The 20,574-nt window shown below is 73.0% G+C and carries 17 protein-coding genes and 1 pseudogene; 12 read left to right on the top strand and 6 right to left on the bottom strand.

Going from position 1 to position 20,574, the window contains the following annotated elements:
* Positions 1–150: 150 nt before the first annotated feature.
* Positions 151–1,518 carry an NAD(P)/FAD-dependent oxidoreductase gene (locus A37W_RS0104350; RefSeq protein WP_018301801.1) on the bottom strand — a complete coding sequence of 456 codons (1,368 nt, stop codon included), beginning with the start codon at positions 1,516–1,518 and terminating at the stop codon, positions 151–153.
* Entirely contained in the window at positions 1,515–2,681 is a 1,167-nt protein-coding gene (argE, locus tag A37W_RS0104355) for an acetylornithine deacetylase (protein WP_018301802.1), read from the bottom strand. The genes A37W_RS0104350 and argE overlap by 4 nt, the downstream gene beginning before the upstream one ends.
* A gap of 260 nt (positions 2,682–2,941) precedes the next feature.
* On the opposite strand from argE, the pseudogene A37W_RS20955 reads away from it, so the two are divergent.
* The 10 genes and pseudogenes from A37W_RS20955 to A37W_RS0104405 form a co-directional block, all read left to right on the top strand.
* Positions 2,942–3,910: pseudogene (locus tag A37W_RS20955) on the top strand (ABC transporter ATP-binding protein); the annotation flags it as partial.
* A gap of 346 nt (positions 3,911–4,256) precedes the next feature.
* Positions 4,257–5,402: an ABC transporter ATP-binding protein gene (locus A37W_RS0104365; RefSeq protein WP_018301804.1), complete on the top strand. Its 1,146-nt coding sequence runs from the start codon at positions 4,257–4,259 to the stop codon at positions 5,400–5,402.
* A complete protein-coding gene (locus A37W_RS0104370) occupies positions 5,399–7,120 on the top strand; it encodes a peptide ABC transporter substrate-binding protein (protein WP_026198291.1) in 1,722 nt (573 codons plus the stop codon). The genes A37W_RS0104365 and A37W_RS0104370 overlap by 4 nt, the downstream gene beginning before the upstream one ends.
* A 162-nt stretch (positions 7,121–7,282) precedes the next feature.
* Positions 7,283–7,906, top strand: coding sequence for a LysE family translocator (locus A37W_RS0104375; protein WP_018301806.1), 624 nt, complete (start codon positions 7,283–7,285; stop codon positions 7,904–7,906).
* A 1-nt stretch (position 7,907) separates the two neighbouring features.
* Positions 7,908–8,915 (top strand): ABC transporter permease, encoded by a 1,008-nt coding sequence (locus tag A37W_RS0104380; protein ID WP_018301807.1) that lies wholly within the window; start codon positions 7,908–7,910, stop codon positions 8,913–8,915.
* Positions 8,908–9,873: an ABC transporter permease gene (locus tag A37W_RS0104385; RefSeq protein WP_018301808.1), complete on the top strand. Its 966-nt coding sequence runs from the start codon at positions 8,908–8,910 to the stop codon at positions 9,871–9,873. The genes A37W_RS0104380 and A37W_RS0104385 overlap by 8 nt, the downstream gene beginning before the upstream one ends.
* A gap of 37 nt (positions 9,874–9,910) precedes the next feature.
* A complete protein-coding gene (gene hrpB, locus A37W_RS0104390) occupies positions 9,911–12,340 on the top strand; it encodes an ATP-dependent helicase HrpB (RefSeq protein WP_018301809.1) in 2,430 nt (809 codons plus the stop codon).
* 71 nt (positions 12,341–12,411) lie between these two features.
* A complete protein-coding gene (locus A37W_RS0104395; RefSeq protein ID WP_018301810.1) occupies positions 12,412–12,855 on the top strand; it encodes an NUDIX hydrolase in 444 nt (147 codons plus the stop codon).
* 240 nt (positions 12,856–13,095) lie between these two features.
* Entirely contained in the window at positions 13,096–14,292 is a 1,197-nt protein-coding gene (locus tag A37W_RS0104400; protein ID WP_018301811.1) for an NAD(P)/FAD-dependent oxidoreductase, read from the top strand.
* A 13-nt stretch (positions 14,293–14,305) separates the two neighbouring features.
* Positions 14,306–15,142 (top strand): NAD-dependent epimerase/dehydratase family protein, encoded by an 837-nt coding sequence (locus A37W_RS0104405; protein ID WP_018301812.1) that lies wholly within the window; start codon positions 14,306–14,308, stop codon positions 15,140–15,142.
* 138 nt (positions 15,143–15,280) lie between these two features.
* Here the strand turns inward: A37W_RS0104405 and A37W_RS0104410 are convergent, their stop codons facing one another.
* From A37W_RS0104410 to rpe, 4 genes are all read right to left on the bottom strand, one after another.
* A complete protein-coding gene (locus tag A37W_RS0104410; RefSeq protein WP_018301813.1) occupies positions 15,281–16,240 on the bottom strand; it encodes a sensor histidine kinase in 960 nt (319 codons plus the stop codon).
* Positions 16,225–16,917, bottom strand: coding sequence for a response regulator transcription factor (locus A37W_RS0104415; protein WP_018301814.1), 693 nt, complete (start codon positions 16,915–16,917; stop codon positions 16,225–16,227). Before A37W_RS0104415 ends, A37W_RS0104410 begins: the two co-directional genes overlap by 16 nt.
* The gene (locus A37W_RS20965; protein ID WP_018301815.1) at positions 16,914–18,353 is read right to left on the bottom strand and encodes a DUF4153 domain-containing protein; all 1,440 of its coding nucleotides are present in this window, start codon (positions 18,351–18,353) and stop codon (positions 16,914–16,916) included. The genes A37W_RS0104415 and A37W_RS20965 overlap by 4 nt, the downstream gene beginning before the upstream one ends.
* A 90-nt stretch (positions 18,354–18,443) precedes the next feature.
* A complete protein-coding gene (gene rpe / locus A37W_RS0104425) occupies positions 18,444–19,118 on the bottom strand; it encodes a ribulose-phosphate 3-epimerase (RefSeq protein WP_018301816.1) in 675 nt (224 codons plus the stop codon).
* 138 nt (positions 19,119–19,256) lie between these two features.
* Here rpe and A37W_RS20970 point away from each other — a divergent pair, with 138 nt between their 5' ends.
* On the top strand, positions 19,257–20,117 hold the full coding sequence (locus tag A37W_RS20970; protein ID WP_018301817.1) for a helix-turn-helix domain-containing protein: 861 nt from the start codon (positions 19,257–19,259) through the stop codon (positions 20,115–20,117).
* Positions 20,114–20,554 carry a GNAT family N-acetyltransferase gene (locus tag A37W_RS0104435; protein ID WP_018301818.1) on the top strand — a complete coding sequence of 147 codons (441 nt, stop codon included), beginning with the start codon at positions 20,114–20,116 and terminating at the stop codon, positions 20,552–20,554. The genes A37W_RS20970 and A37W_RS0104435 overlap by 4 nt, the downstream gene beginning before the upstream one ends.
* The last annotated feature ends 20 nt before the right edge of the window (positions 20,555–20,574 follow it).

Below are 20,574 nucleotides of genomic sequence, written 5' to 3' on the forward strand. Positions count from 1 at the left end.
AGGATGGACCCCGCGCGGGACGGCGGCAAGGTCGGGCGATCCGGCGGCGCGCCTTGCGGCGCATTCCCTTGTCTTCGGGGGGCGTCCCGCCCCCGTCCGGCTGACGCCGGACTCCCCCCGGGGATATTTGTGGCTCGATGAGAGGGAGAGTCAGAGCGCGGGGCCGAGCTCGACCTTCGAGCCGTCGGTGAAGCGGGAGAGGCGGAACCGGGTCAGGTCGTGGCCGGGCGGGCGTCCGCGGACGAGGTCGGCGACGACGCGGCCCATGCCGGGGCCGATGCCGAAGCCGTGGCCGGACATGCCTGTGGCGATGGTGAGGCCGGGCACCTCCGCCACCCGGTCCACCACCGGGACCACGTCGGGCATCGTGTCGATCATCCCGGCCCAGGCGTTCGCGAGGCGCACCTCGCCCGCCGCGGGGAAGAGGGCCGCGAAGTCCTGCGCCAGCGTGCGCGTCTTCTTCGCGTTCGGTGCGGGGTCGAGGACGCGCATCCGCTCGAACGGGCTGACGCCGTCCAGCGCCCAGCGCCGGGGCGTGCCCCAGGCGTCGGGGTAGCCGCCGGGCGCGGCGGGCAGGAAGCGGGTGCCGAAGGGGTCGGCGCGCAGCTGCGTGAAGAACGCCGGCAGCGAGCGGAAGGCGTCGCGGCCGATGTAGAGCTCGTGGAAGCCGCCGGCCGCCAGCGTGTAGCCGCCGTCGGCGCGGCGGCGGAAGGCGATGCGGTCGTCGGCGCCGTTCGGCGTGCCAAGGTCCGGCAGGGGGCCGGTCGCGGCGACGGTGGCGCGGACCGACAGCTGCGGGATCGCCACGCCCTCGGCGCCGAGGAACAGGCGCGACCAGGCACCCGCGGCGACGACCACCTCGGGCGTGCGGATCGTCCCGGCCTCGGTCACCACAGCCGAGACGTGGCCCGCCGTCCGCTCCAGCCCGCGGGCGGCGCAGTTCTCCACCACCGTCAGCCCGTCCTCGGACGCGGCGCGGGCGAGCGCCGGCACCGCCGCCCACGGCTCGGCGCGCAGGTCGGACGGCGTGAAGAGGCCGCCCGCCCAGCGCTTCGTGGCGCCGGGCAGCTGCGCCGAGACCTCGGCTCCGGACAGCAGGCGCGTGTCGAGCTGGCGGGCGCGGGCATGCTCCATCCAGGCCTCGTACTTCGCCATGCCGGCGGCGTCGGAGGCCATGTAGAGGATGCCGGGGTTGGCGAGGCCCACCGCCGCGCGCAGCTTTTCGGGCAGGCCGCGCCACAGACGATTCGCCTCCACCATGATCGGCAACTCGTCCGGGTCGCGGCCCTGCTGGCGGACCCAGCCCCAGTTGCGGCCCGACTGCTCGCCCGCGAGGCGGCCCTTCTCCAGCACCACGGCGCGGAGGCCCGCCTGGGCGAGGTACCAGCCGGTCATCACGCCGATGATGCCGCCGCCGATGACGACGACGTCCGCCTCGGCCGGCGGCGGGCCGGGGAACGCGACGGGGGACGACGCGGTGATCGGGATGCCGCTGAGGCGGCCCGTGGGGGCGGTCATGCGCTCATCCGATCCAGCAGGCGCTCCATGAAGCGCTGGCCGGCCTCCATCTCCGATACCTCGATCCACTCGTCGGCCTGGTGCGCCTGGGCGATGTCGCCGGGGCCGCAGACGACGGCCGAATAGCCGCGCGACTGGAAGTGCCCGGCCTCGGTGCCGTAGCTGACGACGTGGGTGCCGTTGTCGCCGGTGAGCGCCCGGGCGAGGCGCTCGGCCGCGCCGTCCGCCTCGGGCGCCAGCGGCGGGGCGGTGAAGAGGCGGTTCAGGGTGAAGCCGGCGCCGGGATGCACCTGCGCCATCTGCGCCGACAGCCGTTCCGCCTCGGCCCGGAAGGCGGTCTCGTGATCCTGGACGCTCTCGCCGGGGACGACGCGCATCTCGAACAGGAAGCGGCAGTCGCCGGCGGTGATGTTGTGGGCGGTGCCGCCGGCGATCTTCCCCGTATGCAGCGTGGTGAAGGGCGGGTGGAAGATCGCGGCAAGTTCGCCGGGCGGCGCGGCCTGCAGCGCCTCGTTCCGTTGGTTCAGCCACTCGATGAGGCGGGCCGACCACATGATCGCCGACACGCCCTCGGGCAGGAGCGAGGAATGGACCTCGTGCCCCTTCGCGTGCACCTCGAACGCGGTGCCGCCCTTGTGGCCGGTGACGACGGCCATCCGCGTCGGCTCTCCCACGATCACCGTCTCGGCCCTCGGCAGGCCGGAGGCGAGGAGCGCGTCGATGAGGGGCGGCGCGCCGATCAGGCCGACCTCCTCGTCGTAGGACAAAGCCAGCTGCAGGGGCGCGGACAGCGCGCGGTCCCGCGCCTCCACCAGCGCCCAGATCGCGAGTGCGTCGAACCCCTTCATGTCGCAGGCGCCGCGGCCGTAGAGACGGCCGTCCCGCTCGGTCAGGGTCCAGGGGTCGGTCGTCCAGTCCTGCCCGTCCACCGGCACCACGTCGGTATGGCCCGACAGGACCACGCCGCCCGGCGCGTTCGGCCCGACCGAGGCGAAGAGCGCGGCCTTGGTGCCGGTCTCGTCCGGCACGCGGGTCGCCTCGATCCCGTGGGAGCGCAGGTACCCCTCCAGCCAGTCGACGAGCGGCAGGTTGCCGTCGCGGCTGACCGAGGGAAAGGAGACGAGCCGCGCCAAGAGCTCGCGCGGGGAGAGGCGGGTGGTCATCGGCGGGCTCGGCGCTGCTGCATCGGGGCGAACCTGACGATCCCGGGCGCGGCGTCAAGTCCGCCTCCCGCCCGCCGGCTGCGGAGAAATCGGTCGCCTGCGCCCGAACGGAGGGCACCCGCCCTCCCCCTCCGGCCCGGTCCCCGATGGCGCAAGGATAATCTTGCGGGACCGTCTTTCCGTGGTACCGTCGCTGAAATCCGCGCCGGATGCCTGCATCCGCGCCAACAACAGACACGGGAACCACGGGGAGGTTCTTGATGCCCGATGGGGGCGCGCCCGTCCTCGACGTGACGGGGCTGAAGACGGTGTTCCGCACCCGCGGGGGCGAGGTCCACGCCGTCAACACCGTCGATTTCCACCTGAACGCCGGCGAGCTGCTGGGCGTCGTCGGCGAAAGCGGCTCGGGCAAGTCGGTGACGATGATGTCGCTGATCGGCCTGCTGCCCACGCCGCCGGCCGAAGTCCGCGCCGGCCGGGTGATGTTCGACGGCCGCGACCTCCTCAAGACCGACGACGAGACGCTGCGCGACATCCGGGGCGGCCAGATCGGCTTCGTCTTCCAGGACCCGATGACGTCGCTGAACCCGGTCTTCACCGTCGGCTTCCAGATCATGGAGCCGCTGCGCCGGCACATGGGGATGGGCAAGCGCGCCGCCCGGGTCCGGGCGGCCGAGCTGCTGGACCTCGTCGGCATCCCCGACGCGACGCGGCGGCTGGGGGACTTCCCGCACCAGTTCTCGGGGGGCATGCGCCAGCGGGTGATGATCGCGATCGCGCTGGCCTGCGATCCGAAGGTGCTGATCGCGGACGAGCCGACGACCGCGCTCGACGTCACGATCCAGGCGCAGATCCTGGAGCTGATGAAGGAGCTACGGACCAAGCTGGGGATGGGCGTCATCTGGATCACCCACGACCTCGGCGTGATCGCCGGGATCGCGGACCGGGTAATGGTCATGTACGGCGGGCAGGTGGTCGAGCAGGCGCCGGTGCGGGAGCTGTTCGCAAATCCGCGCCACCCCTATACCCGCGCCCTCCTCACCACCGTGCCCAGCGTCCGGGGCGAGCGGGTGAAGCGGCTGACGGTGATCGAGGGGCAGCCGCCGATCCTGTCGCAGCAGCCCGGCTGGTGCCCGTTCCGCGACCGCTGCCCGCACCGGATGGAGGTATGCGACCGGCTGAACCCGCAGCGCTACCCGGTGGCGGCGGGGCACGACGCCGCCTGCTTCCTCGTCGATCCCGGCCTGAGCGAGGATTACCGCCCCCGGCCCCGCCCGGCGCCACAGCCCGCGCCCCAGCCTCAGCCCTTGCAGGCCCAGCCGCAGCCGCGCCCGATCCGGCAACAGCCCGATCCACAGCCCCAGCCGCAGCCGCGGCCGGTGCAGCAACAGCCCGATCCGCAGCCGCAGCCGCAGCCGCAGCCCGGTCAGAAACCGCAACCGCAGCCCGTTCAACAACAGCCCCGTCCGCAGTCGCAGCCGCATCCGGTGCAGCAACAACCGCAGCCGCAACCGAAGCCGCAGCCGCAGGTGCGGCCGACCTCGGTGTCCCACAGCTTCACGATCGGCGGCGACGATGGCTGACGGCGGCGCTCCCCCGAAGGCGCCGCTGGTCGAGGTGCGCGGCCTGAAGATGCACTTCCCCATCCGCTCGGGCCTGCTGCGCCGGCAGACGGGGGCGGTGAAGGCGGTGGACGGCGTCGACTTCGACGTGATCGAGGGCGAGACGCTGGGCCTCGTCGGCGAGTCGGGGTGCGGCAAGTCCACCTGCGGCCGCGCGGTCCTGCGCCTCTACGACATCACCGACGGCTCGATCCGGGTAGACGGGCAGGAGATCGGCCGCGCCGGCCAGGGCCGGCTCCGCCGGATGCGCCCCACGATGCAGATGGTGTTCCAGGATCCCCAGGCGTCGCTGAACCCGCGCATGACGGTCGCCGACATCATCCGCGAACCGCTGGACGAGCACACGAAGATGTCGCGCCGCGAGAAGCGCGAAAAGGTGCTGGAGCTGATGGACGCCGTCGGCCTCAATCGTCGCTTCGCCGGGCGCTACCCGCACGCCTTCAGCGGCGGGCAGCGGCAGCGCATCGGCATCGCCCGGGCGCTGGCGCTGAACCCCAAGTTCATCGTCTGCGACGAGCCGATCGCCGCCCTCGACGTGTCGATCCAGGCGCAGGTGGTGAACCTGCTGGAGGACCTGCAGGAGAAGTTCGGCCTCACCTACCTCTTCATCTCCCACGACCTCAGCATGGTGCGCCACATCGCGACCCGGGTCGCGGTCATGTATCTCGGCCGGATCGTGGAGCTCGCCCCGCGCGAGGCGCTGTATGCCGAGCCGCTGCATCCCTACACCCAGGCCCTCCTCTCCGCCGTGCCCGAGCCGGACCCGCTGGCCGAGGCGGGGGTGAAGCGGATCATCCTCAAGGGCGACGTGCCCTCGCCCGCCAACCCGCCCAAGGGCTGCAACTTCTGCACACGCTGCCCGCGCGTTATGGAGATCTGCCGCGAGGTGGACCCCGCCAGCCAGGAGGTCGCGCCGGGCCGCTTCGTCGCCTGCCACCTCTACGACGGCTCGCCGGTGCCCAAGGTGGTCGCCGGCCCGGGCCCCGCGCCGCGGTCCGAACCGCAGCCCGAGACAACAACCACGACCGCCGGAGAAACGGCGGCGCCCAACAACGAACAGAGGCTCATCGAGCCCCAACAAGGAGAGCGAGACCGATGAAACTGAGGACAGCGCTGATGGGCGCGGCGGCGATGATGCTGCCGCTCGCGGCCCAGGCCCAGGACGAGGGCGGCGAGCGCGGCCGCGACGGCCACGTCAACATCATCTACTGGCAGGCCGTGTCGATCATGAACCCGTACCTGTCGGGCGGCACCAAGGACGTCGAGGCGGCCAGCCTCGTGCTCGAGCCGCTGGCGCGGTTCGACCCCACGGGCGAGCTGGTCCCCTACCTCGTGGACGAGATCCCGACGGTCGAGAACGGCGGCGTGGCCGAGGATCTGACCTCGATCACCTGGACGCTGAAGGAAGGCCTCGTCTGGTCGGACGGCACGCCGGTGACGTCCGAGGACGTGGTCTTCACCTGGCAGTACTGCACCGCCGAAGGCGGCGGCTGCGCGCAGGGCGCCAAGTTCGACGCCGTCTCGTCGGTGGAGGCGATTGACGAGCGCACGGTCCGCGTGAACTTCTCCGCGCCGACGCCCTACCCCTACACCGCCTTCACCGGGGCGGAATCGCCGATCATCCAGGCGGCGCAGTTCGCCGACTGCCTCGGCCCGCGGGCGCCGGAATGCACCGACGCCAACTTCATGCCGGTCGGCACCGGCCCGTTCACCGTCACCGACTTCCGCGTCAACGACGTGGTGGAGCTGGCGGCGAACGAGAACTACCGCGACGCGTCCAAGCCGGCCTTCGCGACCGTCACCTTCAAGGGCGGCGGCGACGCCACGGCGGCGGGCCGCGCGGTGATGGAGACGGGCGAGTTCGACTACGCCTGGAACCTGCAGCTGGCCCCCGACGTGATCGAGTCGATGGCGCAGGGCGGCATGGGCGTGCCGATCTCGGCCTTCGGCACGCTGGTCGAGCGGATCGAGGTGAACCTCACCGATCCCTCGCCCGACCTCGAGGAGGGCGTGCGCTCCACCGTCGAGGCGCCGCACCCGTTCCTGACCGACCCGGCGGTGCGCGAGGCGCTGTCGATCGCCATCGACCGCGACCTGCTGGTCGAGGTCGGCTACGGCCAGGCCGGCCGCGCCACCTGCAACCTCGTCCCGGCGCCCGAGCTCTACGCCGACGCCGAGAACACCGGCTGCCTGACGCAGGACCTCGACCGGGCGAACCAGCTGCTCGACGAGGCCGGCTACATGGACACCGACGGCGACGGCGTCCGCGAGACCCCGGACGGAGAGCCGCTGTCGATCCTCTACCAGACCTCGACCAATGCCGTCCGCCAGGACTTCCAGGCGCTGATCAAGGAATGGTGGGAGCAGATCGGCTTCGAGGTGGAGCTGCGCAACATCGACAGCGGCGTCTTCTTCGGCGGCGACCCGGGCAGCACCGACACGTTCCAGCGCTTCTACGCGGACGTGGAGATGTACGCGAACAACTTCCCCGGCACCGACCCGCAGGCCTATCTCGGCGCCTATCTCTGCGACAACATCCCCTCGCCCGACACCCAGTGGCAGGGCGAGAACATCAACCGCTACTGCGACGAGTCCTATGACGAGCTGTGGCGAACCCTGTCGCAGACCGGCGAGCTGGACGAGCGCGGCCGCATCGCCAAGCAGCTGAACGCGATGCTCACCTCGCAGAGCAACGTGATCATCCCGCTCGTCGACCGCGGCCGCGTCTCGGCCCACTCCAACACGCTCGGCGGTGTGCAGCTGAACACCTGGGACAGCGAGCTGTGGAACGCGGCCGACTGGTACCGCACCGAGTGACGTGACCAAGGGGGCGGCCCTGCAGGGGCGCCCCCACCCAATCCGAGGGACGACCATGCTCCGACGGCCTGCGACCCACACCGATCTCCGCGCGGACATCGCGTCGGGAGCCTCCGGGTCTCCGCGCCCGGAGATCGCGTCGATCCCCGCCGGTGCGCCGGCATGAGCTGGGACACCTACGCCCTCTACCTCGTGACGCTGGGGGTGTTCTTCGCCACGCCGCCCGGCACGAGCCAGATCCTCATCATGACCAATTCCCTGCGGCACGGCCTGCGGGCGAGCCTGCCGACCGCCGCTGGCGACCTGACGGCCAACAGCCTGCAGATCATGGCTGCCGGCTTCGGCCTGACCGCGCTGATCGGCCAGTCGGCCGAGGCGCTGACCGTCGTCAAGTGGCTGGGTGTGGCCTACCTCGTCTGGTACGGCCTGCGCGTCTGGCGCTCGCCCCCGCCCGACGGGCTGGAGGGCCGCGCCGACCCGTCCGCTCCGCGCCGCCTGTTCGCACAAGGCTTCCTCACCTCCGCCGCCAACCCCGAGGCCGTGTTCTTCTTCGCTGCCCTGTTCCCGCAGTTCATCGACCCCGCTCAGGCGCTCGCGCCGCAGATCGCCATCCTCGGCGCCACCTACATCGTCGTTGACGGCCTCATCCTCGTCCTGATGGGCGCGGCGTCCGAGCGTCTGCTGGGCCGCCTCCGCAGCCGCGGCCGCTTGCTGAACCGGCTCGCCGGGGGCGCGATGATCGGCGCCGCCGCGCTGCTCGGCGCCAAGGACGTGAGGGCTCGCTAGGATGCTGACCTACACGATCCGCCGCCTCGTCCTCGCGATCCCGACGCTGCTCTTCATCGCGCTCGTCATCTTCCTGCTGCTGGAGCTGGCGCCGGGCGATCCGCTCGCCAACATGCCGCTGACGATCCCGCCCGAGGTGCGCCAGCAGATGCGCGAGGCTCTGGGCCTCGGCGAGCCGTGGTACGTGCGGTTCGTCCTGTGGCTCTACCAGTTCTTCGTGGTGGAGCCGTCCTACTGGCTGGACGCCACCTTCGGCACCGACCTCGCCGCCGGCCAGCAGCGGATCATCAGCTTCCAGTCCCGCTCGCCGGTCTTCGACACCATCGCCGAGCGGCTGCCGCAGACCCTGTGGGTCGTCGGCATGTCCTACATCGTCGGCGTGCTGATCGCCCTGCCCATCGGCATCATCAGCGCCTACCGGCAATATTCCTGGTTCGACCAGATCGGCACCTTCGTCTCGATGGTCGGCTTCTCGGTCCCGACCTTCTTCACCGGGGTGCTGCTGATCGTGATCTTCTCGGTCCAGCTCGGCTGGTTCCCGTCGATCTACGACACCACGCACCGGGTGAACGATCTGGACAGCTTCCTCTTCCAGCTGCGGCAGATGGCGATGCCGGTCTTCGTGCTCGCCCTCTACAACGCCGCGCAGATCAGCCGCTACATGCGCGCCTCGATGCTGGACAACCTCGGCCAGGACTACGTCCGCACCGCCCGCGCCAAGGGCATGAACGAGAAGGTCGTCGTGCTTCAGCACGTGCTGCGCAACTCGATGATCCCGGTCGTCACCGTCATCGCCCTCGGCGTGCCGCAGGTCTTCGGCGGCGCGATCATCACCGAGCAGGTGTTCAAGGTGAACGGCCTCGGTCAGCTGCTGATCCTGGCGATCCAGGGCAGCGACATACCCATGGTGATGACGCTCACCTTCATCTTCGCGGTGCTGATCGTCCTGTTCAACCTGATCGCCGACGTCCTCTACGGCCTCCTCGATCCCCGGATCCGCTATGACTGACGCCAACCTGCCGCTCGAACAGATCGCTGCCGAGCAGCCGTTCAAGCACCGCTCGCACTGGTGGGACGTCTGGGCGCAGTTCCGCACCCACAAGGGGGCGCTCCTCGGCCTGTTCTTCCTCGTCTTCATCACGCTGTTCGTGCTGATCGGCCCGTCGCTCTGGGGCGTGGATGCGACCGCGCTCGACATCCGGAACAAGGACGTCCGGCCGATCTACACGATCCTCTGGGATTCGAGCGCCAAGGTCAGCTGGGCGCGGCCGCTGGGCACCGACCAGCTCGGCCGGGACAACATGGCGGCGCTGATGCAGGGCGGCCGGATCTCGATGGCGGTCGGCTGGACCGCGATGCTGCTGAGCGTGATCCTGGGCACCCTCGTCGGCGTCCTCGCCGGCTACTTCCGCCGGCTGGACGGAGTGCTGATGCGGTTCACCGACCTCGTCCTGGCGCTGCCGCTGCTGCCGCTCCTCCTCGTCATGATGCTTCTGTTCCGCGACACGCTGCGCGCCGCCTTCGGGCCGGAACAGGGCATCTTCATCCTTATCGTCGTCGCCATCGGCGTCACCTCCTGGATGCAGACCGCGCGCATCGTGCGCGGCGACGTGCTGGCGCTGAAGGAGCGGGAGTTCGTGCTCGCCGCCCGCTCCATCGGCACCCCGTCGCGGCGGATGATCACCCGGCACGTCCTGCCGAACGTCCTGTCGCCGATCATGGTCTCGGCCACGCTCGGCCTCGCCAACGCGATCATCACCGAGAGCGCGCTCAGCTTCCTCGGCCTCGGCTTCCCGTCCGACTTCCCCACCTGGGGCAAGATCCTGTTCGACAGCGTCGACCGGATGGCCGCCTTTCCCGAACGGGTGCTGTGGCCCGGCCTCGCGATCTCGCTCACCGTCCTTTCGGTGAACTACATCGGCGACGGCCTGCGCGACGCGCTCGATCCGCGCATCCGCGGCACCTGACTTTACGCCCGCCCCGGCGGGGCCGATAAGCGGCCTCATGGCCGACGCCCTCCCCATCGACGCCGTCCTGCCGCAGCTGGTGGAGGCGCTGCGCGCCCACGGCCGCGCGGTGCTGGAGGCGCCGCCGGGCGCGGGCAAGACGACGCGCGTGCCGCTGGCGATGCTGGACGCGGGGCTGACGGACGGCCGCATCCTGATGCTGGAGCCGCGCCGCCTCGCCGCCCGCGCGGCGGCGGAGAGGATGGCGGCCTCGCTGGGCGAGGCGCCGGGACAGACCGTCGGCTACCGGATGCGCGGCGAGACGAAGGTCTCGCCCGGCACCCGGATCGAGGTCGTCACCGAGGGCATCCTGACCCGGATGATCCAGTCCGACGCCGAGTTGCCGGGCATCAGCGCCGTCATCTTCGACGAATTCCACGAGCGCAGCCTGAACGCCGACCTCGGCCTCGCCCTCTGCCTCGAGATCCGCGCCGCGCTGCGGCCCGACCTGATCCTGCTGACGATGTCCGCGACCCTCGACGCCGCGCCGGTCGCCACCCTCATGGACTCCGCCCCCCGCATCACCGCCGAGGGCCGCGCCTTCCCGGTGGAGGTGCGCCACCTCGACCGCCCGGCCAAGGACCAGCGCCCCGGCCGCGCCGCCGCAGAGGCGGTGCTGGACCTGCTGCCGCAGACCGGCGGCGGCGTCCTCGTCTTCCTCCCCGGCGAGCGCGAGATCCGCGACGCCGCCGCCGCCCTCGCCGGCCGCGTTCCGCCGGACGTCGTGGTCCACCCGCTCTACGGCGCCCTGCCCTTCGCCGAGCAGCGCGCCGCCATCCGCCCCGCCGAGACGGGGCGAAAGGTCGTCCTCTCCACCGCCATCGCCGAGACCTCCCTCACCATCGAGGACGTGCGCGTCGTCGTCGACGCCGGCCTCGCGCGGCTGGCCCGGTTCGACCCCGGCTCCGGCATGTCGCGCCTCGTGACCGAGAAGGTGACCCGCGCCGAGGCCGACCAGCGCGCCGGCCGCGCCGGCCGGGTGGCGCCGGGGATCGCGCTGCGCCTCTGGACGAAGGGCGAGGAGGGCGCGCTCGCCGCCTACCCGCCGCCCGAGATCGCGAACGCCGACCTCGCCCCGCTGGCGCTGGAGCTGGCGCTGTGGGGCGCCGCCGACCTGCCGTTCCTGACGCCCCCGCCCGAGGCGGCGCTGGCCGAGGCGCAGGCGCTTCTGCGGTCTCTCGGCGCCCTCGACCGCTCCGGCGGCATCACCCCCCACGGCCGGGCCCTCGCCGCCCTGCCGCTGCACCCCCGCCTCGGCCACATGCTGCGCACCGCCGGCCGGCAGGCCGCCCCGCTCGCCGCGCTCCTGTCCGAGCGCGACGTCCTCACCGGCGCCCCCGCCGATCTCGCCCCCCGGCTTGCGGCGCTCGCCGGCCGCCGCGACCTGCCCGGCCAGCCGAACCCCGCCGCCCTCGCCCGCGCCCGCGACGAGGCGAAGCGGCTGGCGAAGGGGCTGGAGGACCGCCCGCCCCTCTCCCCCGGCACGATGGCCGCCCTCGCCTACCCCGACCGGATCGGCCTGCGCCGTCCCGGCGACGATCCCCGCTACCTGCTCTCCGGCGGCAAGGGCGCGCGCCTCGACCCCGCCGACCCGCTCGCCGGGCAGCGCCTGATCGTCGCCACCGACACCGACGGCGACCCGCGCGAGGCGCGCATCCGCCAGGCCGCGCCCATCTCCGAGGCCGAACTACGCGACCTCTTCGCCGCCGACATCACCTGGGCCGACGTCTGCGTCTGGTCCCGCCGCGAGAACCGCGTCCTCGCCCGCCGGCAGGAGCGCCTCGGCGCCCTCGTCCTCGCCGACCGCCCCGCGACCGACGTGCCCGGCCACGAGATCGCCCGCGCCATGTGCGACGGAGTCCGCGCCCTCGGCCTGCGCCTCTCCCCCGCCGCCGAGCGCTTCCGCGCGCGGGTGGAGATGGTCCGCGCCACGGGCGAGGATCTGCCCGCGATGAACGACGCCACCCTCCTCGCCACGCTGGAGGACTGGCTCGCCCCTCACCTCACCGGCGTGCGCACCGCAGACGACTGGCGCCGCTTCGACGCCCTGCCCGCCCTCCGCGCGATGCTGGACTGGGACCAGCAGCAGGCCCTGGACCGCGCCGCCCCGGCGAAGGTCGAGACGCCGCTCGGCCGGCACATCGCCATCGACTACGACGGCGACACCCCCGCCATCGAGGTCCGCCTGCAGGAGATGTTCGGCACCACGCGCCACCCCACGGTCGCCGGCCGCCCGGTGAAGGTGACGCTCCTCTCCCCCGCCGGCCGGCCCGTTGCGGTCACGACCGACCTGCCCGGCTTCTGGTCCGGCGCCTATGCCGACGTCCGCCGCGACATGCGCGGCCGCTATCCTCGCCATCCCTGGCCGGAGGACCCGACCGTTGCAGAACCGACTCTCCGGGCGAAAAGGCGCGGCGAGGCGGGATGACCTGAATTGAACGGATTCAATATGTCGCTACGTTGAGGTCATTGGATACAAGCTCGGGTTTCCGGTTCCCCATGTCGCTCCGACACGACTTTCCCGCCGATGGCCGCGCCGACATTGCGCCGCTCAAGCAGCTGGCGGCGCTGTGCTGGCGCAAGGGCGAGCACGGACGCGAGGTGCTGCTGGTCACCTCGTCCGAGGGGCGGTGGATCCTGCCCAAGGGCTGGCCCATCGACGGCTGCTCGGGCTGCGAGACCGCGCTGACGGAGGCGTGGGAAGAGGCGGGCGTGAAGCGTGGCAAGGCGGCGCGCAAGCCCATCGGCCAGTTCTACAGCGTCAAGGTCCGCAGCAACGGCGAGACGCTGCCCTCGCTGGTGAAGGTCTACGCCATCAAGGTGCAGAAGGTGGTCAAGGACTACCCCGAGGCCGACCGCCGCGACCGGCAGTGGGTCAGCCCCAGGAAGGCTGCCGCGCTGGTGACCGACGAGGGCCTGAAGGCGATCCTGCGCGACTTCTGACGCCGCATTCGGGGCGCCGATCGCCCCGGACGCCCGCCCTGCGGTCCTCGCGCTCCGGGCGACGATCTCCGTCCCCGAGATTGACCCAGAAGCCGCTCCGGCGTTCGGCTTACCCGCCGCTCCCGCGCGCCGATCTCCATCCCGGAGATCGGACCGAAAACCGCTCCGGCATTCGCGCCCCTTCCGGTCGCCGCGCCGCCGCCCTAGGGTCGCCCCGACCCGCCCCCCGGAGCCGCCCAAATGGCCTACGCCCCCCGCCCCGAGCACCGCGCCTACGATGTCGTCATTGTCGGCGGCGGCATGATCGGCGCGGCCATCGCCTGGTGGACGGCCCGCGACCCCGCGTTCGACGGCCGCATCCTGGTGATCGAGCGCGACCCCTCCTACGAATACGCCTCCACCACCCACACCAACTCCTGCATCCGCCAGCAGTTCGGGACCGAGGTGAACGTGCGGATCAGCCGCTTCGGCGCGGAATTCATCCACGGCTTCCGCGACTGGATGGAGGATGCCGAGGCGCCGGCGATCGCCCTGCGGTCCTTCGGCTATCTCTACCTCGCCGGCACCGACGCCGGCGCCGCGCGCCTGCGCGAGGCGCAGGCGCTTCAGGCCCGGCTCGGCTGCGCCACGCGCCTGCTGACCCCGGACGAGATCGCTGCACGCTGGCCCCACATCTCGCCCGAGGGCGTCCTCCTCGGCACGCACAACCCGGTCGACGAGGGCTGGTTCGACGGCGCCACCATGTTCGACTGGTTCCGCCGCCGCGCCCGCGCCCTCGGCGTGGAGTTCGTGCACGGCGAGGCGACGGGTGCCCTGGTCGAGGGCGGTCGCGTCATGGCGGTCCGCCTCGGGACCGGGCAGGAGATCGCCTGCGGCTTCCTCGTCAACGCCGCCGGCCCCCGCGCCGCCGCGCTCGCCGCGATGGCAGGCCTCTCCCTGCCGGTGGAGCCGCGCCGCCGCTTCACCTGGGTGTTCGACGCGCCGCTGGCGGCCGAGCTGCCGCTGACCATCGACCCGGCCGGCGTCCATGTGCGCTCCGACGGCGCCGGCTTCATGGCCGGCTGCCCGCCGGACCCGGACGAGACGGACGGGCCCGACGATTTCCGCGACCCCGGCGACCGGTTCGAAACCCACGTCTGGCCGATCCTCGCCGCCCGCGTCCCGGCGTTCGAGAACATCCGCCTGCGCCGCTCCTGGGTCGGCCACTACGCCTACAACCTTCTCGACCAGAACGCCGTCCTCGGCCCCCATCCGGACCTGCCGAACTTCCTGTTCGCCAACGGCTTCTCCGGCCACGGGCTGCAGCAGGCGCCCGCGGTCGGCCGCGGCCTCGCCGAGCTGCTGCTCCACGGCCGTTACACCTCTCTCGACCTGTCGGACCTCGGATATGCGCGGATCGCCGAAGGGCGACCGCTGCGCGAGCCGGCCATCATCTGAAAAGGACCCCAAGATGCTCAAGAAGATCGTCCTCACCGGCGCCCGCGGTGCCCTCGGCACCGAACTCCGGCCCGCACTGGCGAAGCTGACCGAGGCGCTGGTGTCCACCGACATCGTGGACGCGCCGGACGACCTCGCCCCGAACGAGACGTTCGTGCGCGCCGATCTGGCGAAGATGGACGAGGTGGCGCCGCTGATGGACGGCGCCGAGATGGTCGTCCATTTCGGCGCGATCCCGGACGAGGGACCGTTCGAGACGCTGCTGGGGCCGAACTACGTCGGCGCCTACAACGTCTGGGAGGCGGCGTACCGCGCCGGCGCCCGCCGCATCGTCTACGCCTCGTCGATCCACGCCCTCGGCCTCGGCGAGACCGCGGCCGGCCTCGACACCGACGCCGGCCACCGGCCCGACACCTTCTACGGCCTGTCCAAGTGCTTCGCCGAGGACATGGGCCGGATGTACTGGGAGAAGCGGGGGCTGGAGGCGGTCTGCCTGCGCATCCTGTCCTGCACGCCCGAGCCGCAGAACGTCCGCGCCCTCGGCACCTGGCTGTCGTATCGCGACATGGTGCAGCTGGTGGAGCGGTCTCTCCTGACCGCGGTGGTCGGCTTCACGGTCGCCTACGGCGTCTCCGCCAACACCCGCGCCCCGGTCTCCAACGACCGCGTCCGCTTCCTCGGCTACCGGCCGCAGGACAACGCCGAGGACTGGGCCGAGGCAATTACCGCGAAGGAGCGGACGCCCCGCGCCGACGACATGGGCTACACGAGGCTGGGCGGCCCGTTCGCGAAGGTGCCCCTGGGCGAGAGCGGGGTGGAGGCGATCCGGAGGATGGCGGCGGAGGACTAGCCAGCGCCGTGACGTGCCGCGCCCTCGCCATGCGCCGGGGGCCGCCGCCCGTAGGGTGGGTGAAACCCACCATCGCCGACCCCGCGGGGAATTGCGCCTGACCCGCCGTCGTGTGCGCCGCGGTGGGTTTCACCCACCCTACGGGAACGAGACCTCGAACCGCGCCCCCGGCCCCTCGTCCGCGAGCCGGATCGTCCCGGCATGCGCTTCCAGCAGCGTGGCGACGATGGCGAGGCCCATGCCGGTGCCGCCCGCCTCGCGCCGCGTCGTGAAGAACGGCTCGAAGATGCGGCCGCGGTTGCCTGCGCTGACCCCCGGTCCGTCGTCCGTCACCGTCAGCCGCCCCGGCGCGGCGGTCAGCGTCACCCGGCGCGCGCCGTGGGCCGCGGCGTTGCCGACGAGGTGCTGAAGCACCAGCGCCAGCCCCTCCGCCGCCAGCGGCAGCGGCACGTCCGCCCCCTCCACCGCGACCTCAGGCCCGCCATGAAGCGCCGGCACCACCTCCGCCAGCGTCGTTCGACCCACGAACCGCGGCTCGCGGGCCCGCGCCAGCGCCCGCTGCGCGTCGAGGAGGGCGTCCATCCGGGCCGCGGCGGTGCCGATCCGGGCGGCGAGGCGCATCCGGTCGGCGTGGGCCAGCCCCGGCTCGGACAACAGCTCCGCCGCACCCCGGATCGCGGTCAGGGGCGAGCGCAGCTCGTGCGTGGCGTGGTCGGCGTAGGTGCGCAGCACCGCCTCGCGGCCCGCCAGCGTCGCGCCCATGTCGAGAACGGCCTGGCCCAGCCGCTGCATCTCGCGCGTGCCGTAGTGCGCCAGCGGTTCGCTCGCCCGGTCGGTGCCGGCGGCGATCCCCGTCGCCCGCGCCGCCAGCGCCCGGATCGGGCGCAAGAGGACGCGCCAGAGCGCCCAGCCCAGCAGCGCGGTCAGCACGAGGATGACCGACGCGATCACCGCCTCCGCCTCGCGCCAGCCCAAGCTCGGCGCCAGCCGCCACAGCGCCAGGATCCCCGCCGCCGGAAGAGCCAGCACCGCCCCGAGCGTCACGCCGAGGATCAGCGCCAGCGGCGGCCGCCACTTGGCTCTTATCCGCCCCGGCACGCGCCCATCCTGAGGCCCACGCCGTGCACCGTGTCGATCGCGTCGGCGCAGCCCGCCTCGGCCAGCTTCGCCCGCAGGTTGCGCAGGTGGGAATCCACCGTCCGGTCGCTGACGCCGACCCCCGCGCCCCAGATCGCATCCACCATCGCGGGCCGCGCGATCACCTGGTCGGGCCGCGCCATCAGCCGCGCCAGCAGCTCCAGCTCCCGCGCCGTGAGCGCGACCTCCGCCCCGTTCACCCGGGCCGCGTGCCGCCCGGTGTCCAGCTCCAGCACGCCCCGCCGCAGCACCTCCGCCGCCGGCGCGCCGTTCGTCCGCGACAGGATCGCCCGCACCCGCGCCACCAGCTCGCGGGGGCTGAACGGCTTGGTCACGTAGTCGTCCGCGCCCATCTCCAGCCCCAGGATGCGGTCGACCTCGTCGTCGCGGGCGGTGAGGAACAGGACCGGCACCCGGCTCGTCGCGCGCAGCTGGCGGCAGACGGCGAGGCCGTCCATCTCGGGCAGGCCGATGTCGAGCACGACGAGGTCCGGCCGCCGCCCCCGCGCCTCGCGCAGCGCCGCCGCGCCGTCGGCCGCCTCGCAGGTGCGATAGCCGGCGCGGGCCAGCGCGATCCGCAGCACCTCGCGGATCTCGGGGTCGTCGTCGACGATCAGGACCAGCGCCTCGCCGCTCACCCCTCGCCCTCCTCGCGCAGCGACTGACGGGGCACCGCCGGCCCCTCGAGCGCGGCGAGGCTACGGCGCAGGCGCCAGTTCCGGTAGCCCCATTCGCGCCAGTCCTCCGGTGGGCGCACCACCGGCAGCAAGGTCCAGCTGTCCACGCACAGCCTCTGCCCCTCGGCCGCCTGCCACTCCAGGATCGCCGGCAGTGCTCCCGGCCCGAGCCCGCAGACGTAGGGCGCGTCGATCTCGCCCTCCCGGCCGAGCTGGTCCCGCGCGACAAGGCCCGCCACGTTCACGAAGAGACACGCCCAAGTCGCCGCCGCGCCGACCGCCACCGCGCGGCGCACCAGCCAGCCCGGCGGCAGGCCCCGGGCTATCTGCCACGGCATCAGCAGGAGGCCCGCCGCGACGACGCCCATCCAGACGAACGCCGCGACGCGCAGGCGCGTCAGTCCGTAGGCGTCCACGTAGAGGTCGAGCCGCAGCACCGAGGACGCCATCAGCAGCACGTTCTGCGCCACCCACGCCAGCAGCAGCCCCCGCAGGGCGGGCGCCCGCGCGTGCCGCCCCGCCGCCAGCGCGAAGGCTCCCGCCAGCAGCACCGTCAGGACCAGCGGATAGGCGCCGCGGTGGGCGTAGCCGGCGTAGGTCATCCCCTCGGGCAGGCGCACGCCGCCCCAGAGGTAGGCGACGTCGCTGACGCTCTGCACCGCGAAGAGGAGGTTGAACGTCACCAGCGCCCGCGCCACCGAGCGCGGGGAGAGGAGGTCGGGCGCCGCCAGGCCCGTCGCCGGCGCAGGCGCGTCGAGGATGCCCGCCATCGCCGACAGCCGCAGCGCCGGCCACAGCCACATCGCCGCGACGGTCCAGAAGACCACGCGCCCGACTGGCAGCTCGATTTCGCCGAACCGGCCGAACAGCCGCTGCGCGAGGTCGTCCAGCAGCGGATTGGCGACCGCGAACATAGCCGCGAAGACGACGCCCAGCGCCACCGCCGGCCCCCAGTCGCCGAGCTCCCGCCGCAGCGCGCCCCGCGCCAGCCGCGCCTCCGACAGCGCCGTCCCGGCGGCCCACAGGTCGCGCCCGTCCCGCCAAAGACCGGCCATCGGCAGCCGCGCCATCGCCCGGCCCACCGGCGCGGCCGACAGGCAGGCGAGGCCGAACAGCAGCCCCAGCCACAGCGACAGGACCGACAGCGCCTGCGCCTCCTCCACCACCGGAAGCGCGCCGACGGCGAACCCGGCCCAGCCGAGCGCCCCTCGCCGCCCCGGCACCTCCCGCCGCGCCAGGTGCGCGATCCCGAGCACCACCGCGCCCAGCGCCACCAGCGACAGCCGCGGCGCGCCCACCTGCCACAGCAGCGCGTCCGCCGCCGCCACCAGCACCGCCAGCCCCACCGCCCGGGCCGCCCGTCGGCCGCCCGGCGCCGCCATGTGAATGTCCGTCATGTCCCTGCCTTCCGTTCCGGAATTGTCCGGACCGGCATAGGGTGCCGCCCGCGCAGACGGCGCGGGCGGCTCGTGCAGGGAATGTGCAGATCAGGCGAGCGAGTCGCGGATCGCCCGGATGTTCCGGCCGTAGACCTCGGCGGTCTCCACGCTGCCGCCCCGGAACACCGCCGACCCGGCGACGAGGACGTCGGCCCCGGCCGCGACCGCCTTCGGCGCCGTCGAGGGGTCGATGCCGCCGTCCACCTGAAGGTGGATCGGCCGGTCGCCGATCATCCCGCGCACCGCGCTTATCTTGGCGCTCATGTCGAGGAATGACTGCCCGCCGAAGCCCGGATTGACGGTCATCACCAGCACCAGGTCGACGGCGTCCATCAGCGGCGCCACCGCCTCGGCCGGGGTGCCGGGGTTCAGCGCGACGCCCGCCTTCACCCCCGCGCCGCGGATCGCCTGCAGGGTCCGGTGGATGTGCGGCCCCGCCTCGACATGGGCGGTGAGGATGTCGGCGCCGGCCTCGGCGAAGGCCTCGATGTACGGGTCGACCGGCGCGATCATCAGGTGCACGTCCATCACCGTCGTCACGTGCCGGCGGAACGCCTTCACCGCCGGCGGGCCGAAGGTGAGGTTCGGCACGAAGTGCCCGTCCATCACGTCGACATGGACCCAGTCGGCGCCCTGCGCCTCCACCGCGCGGATCTCGCGGCCGAAATCGGCGAAGTCGGCGGACAGGATCGACGGGGCGATGAGGACGGGACGGTCGGTCATGGGCGGGCTCCCTCTTGGCGCCACCGCGATAGCGCGGGCGGACGGGCGTGTCACGGCTTGCGGGACCGGCCGGAGGTGCCGCCTCGTCAAGCGAACCGTTGCCGCGACGCAGCATCCCGTGCGATACTCGCGCCTGCCATGGCCGCCCCTGAACCCGCCCCCGACGCCCCCGCCGCCCGCCTCGTCGGGCCGGGCCGCGCCTTCCACCTGATGCGCGCGACGCTGGCGAAGGGCCGCCCGCGCGACCTCACCCCGGCGCCGCACCCGACCGTCGTCTGGATCCAGAACGACCGCGTCCGCCTGCACCACGACACCGGCCGCCGCGACCTGACCGAGGGCGACGTGCTGTTCCTGCGCGCGGGCGAGGGCTACGGCCTGCAGGGCAAGGGCGAGACGCCGATGGTCGTCTCGGTCACGCTGGCGGACGGGATCGTGGCCGGCCTCGGCGCCCGGCACCCGGGCCTGGAGGGGCGGCTCTTCTGGACCGACGACCCGGCGCCGCGCCTCGCCCACCTCGACCCCCGCCCCCTCGCCGCCTTGAACCAGGCCGCGCTGCGGCTGGAGCGCGCGGCCGAGACCGCGCTCGAGGCCGAGGCATTCCTGCTGCCGCTGTGCGCCCAGCTGGTCGACCGCGAGGTGCCGCTGCCCGACGGCGCGCCCGACTGGCTCGCCCGTGCGCTGTCGGCGGCGAAGGAGCCGCAGGTGTTCCGCGAGGGCGCCGCCGGCTTCGCCCGGATCGCCGGGCGGGCGCACCCGCATGTCAGCCGCACGATGCGCCGCTTCACCGGACAGACGCCGTCGGACTACATCAACGGCCAGCGCATGGCCTTCGCCGCCCGTCGCCTCGCCGGCTCCTCCGATAGCCTGTCCGAGATCGCGGCCGAGTGCGGCATTCCGAACCTCAGCCACTTCCACAAGCTGTTCCGCGCCGCCCACGGCCTGACTCCCGCCCAGTACCGCCGCCGCTTCCAGCGCGAACTGGCGCAGCCGGGCCGATGAAGCTGCGCCGCGCCCGGCCGGATGAGGCGGAGGCGATCCGCGCGCTCGTGCGCGAGGCCTACGCGCCCTACGTCGCCCGGATCGGTCGCGAGCCTGCGCCGATGGGCGAGAATTACGCCGCGCTGATCGCGGAGGGCTGCGTCTTCGTGCCCGAGGGCGAAGGAATCGAGGGCGTGTTGGTCCTGATCGACGAGCCGGAGGCGCTGATGCTCGACAACGTCGCGGTGGCGGCGTCGGCCCGGGGCCGCGGCCTCGGCCGGGCGCTGCTGGAGGCGGCGGAGGCCGAGGCGCGGGCGCGGGGTTACGCCCTGATCCGGCTCTACACCCACGAGAAGATGACCGAGAACCGGGCGATCTACGCCCGCCTCGGCTGGCGCGAGACCCACCGCGCGCAGCAGGGTCCGTTCGCGCGGGTGTTCTTCGAGAAGGCGGTCTGAGGCGTCGCTCTTCAATTGCG

The organism is Wenxinia marina DSM 24838, from assembly GCF_000379485.1.
GTDB lineage: Bacteria > Pseudomonadota > Alphaproteobacteria > Rhodobacterales > Rhodobacteraceae > Wenxinia > Wenxinia marina.

Coding starts and splice junctions, on each gene's coding strand:
- A37W_RS0104400 (WP_018301811.1), top strand. CDS start 13,096: ATGGCCTACGCCCCCCGCCCCGAGCACCGCGCCTACGATGTCGTCATT.
- A37W_RS0104435 (WP_018301818.1), top strand. CDS start 20,114: ATGAAGCTGCGCCGCGCCCGGCCGGATGAGGCGGAGGCGATCCGCGCG.
- hrpB (WP_018301809.1), top strand. CDS start 9,911: ATGGCCGACGCCCTCCCCATCGACGCCGTCCTGCCGCAGCTGGTGGAG.
- A37W_RS0104365 (WP_018301804.1), top strand. CDS start 4,257: ATGGCTGACGGCGGCGCTCCCCCGAAGGCGCCGCTGGTCGAGGTGCGC.
- A37W_RS0104375 (WP_018301806.1), top strand. CDS start 7,283: ATGAGCTGGGACACCTACGCCCTCTACCTCGTGACGCTGGGGGTGTTC.
- rpe (WP_018301816.1), bottom strand. CDS start 19,118: ATGACCGACCGTCCCGTCCTCATCGCCCCGTCGATCCTGTCCGCCGAC.
- A37W_RS0104370 (WP_026198291.1), top strand. CDS start 5,399: ATGAAACTGAGGACAGCGCTGATGGGCGCGGCGGCGATGATGCTGCCG.
- A37W_RS20965 (WP_018301815.1), bottom strand. CDS start 18,353: ATGACGGACATTCACATGGCGGCGCCGGGCGGCCGACGGGCGGCCCGG.
- A37W_RS20970 (WP_018301817.1), top strand. CDS start 19,257: ATGGCCGCCCCTGAACCCGCCCCCGACGCCCCCGCCGCCCGCCTCGTC.
- A37W_RS0104385 (WP_018301808.1), top strand. CDS start 8,908: ATGACTGACGCCAACCTGCCGCTCGAACAGATCGCTGCCGAGCAGCCG.
- A37W_RS0104380 (WP_018301807.1), top strand. CDS start 7,908: ATGCTGACCTACACGATCCGCCGCCTCGTCCTCGCGATCCCGACGCTG.
- A37W_RS0104405 (WP_018301812.1), top strand. CDS start 14,306: ATGCTCAAGAAGATCGTCCTCACCGGCGCCCGCGGTGCCCTCGGCACC.
- A37W_RS0104395 (WP_018301810.1), top strand. CDS start 12,412: ATGTCGCTCCGACACGACTTTCCCGCCGATGGCCGCGCCGACATTGCG.
- argE (WP_018301802.1), bottom strand. CDS start 2,681: ATGACCACCCGCCTCTCCCCGCGCGAGCTCTTGGCGCGGCTCGTCTCC.
- A37W_RS0104350 (WP_018301801.1), bottom strand. CDS start 1,518: ATGACCGCCCCCACGGGCCGCCTCAGCGGCATCCCGATCACCGCGTCG.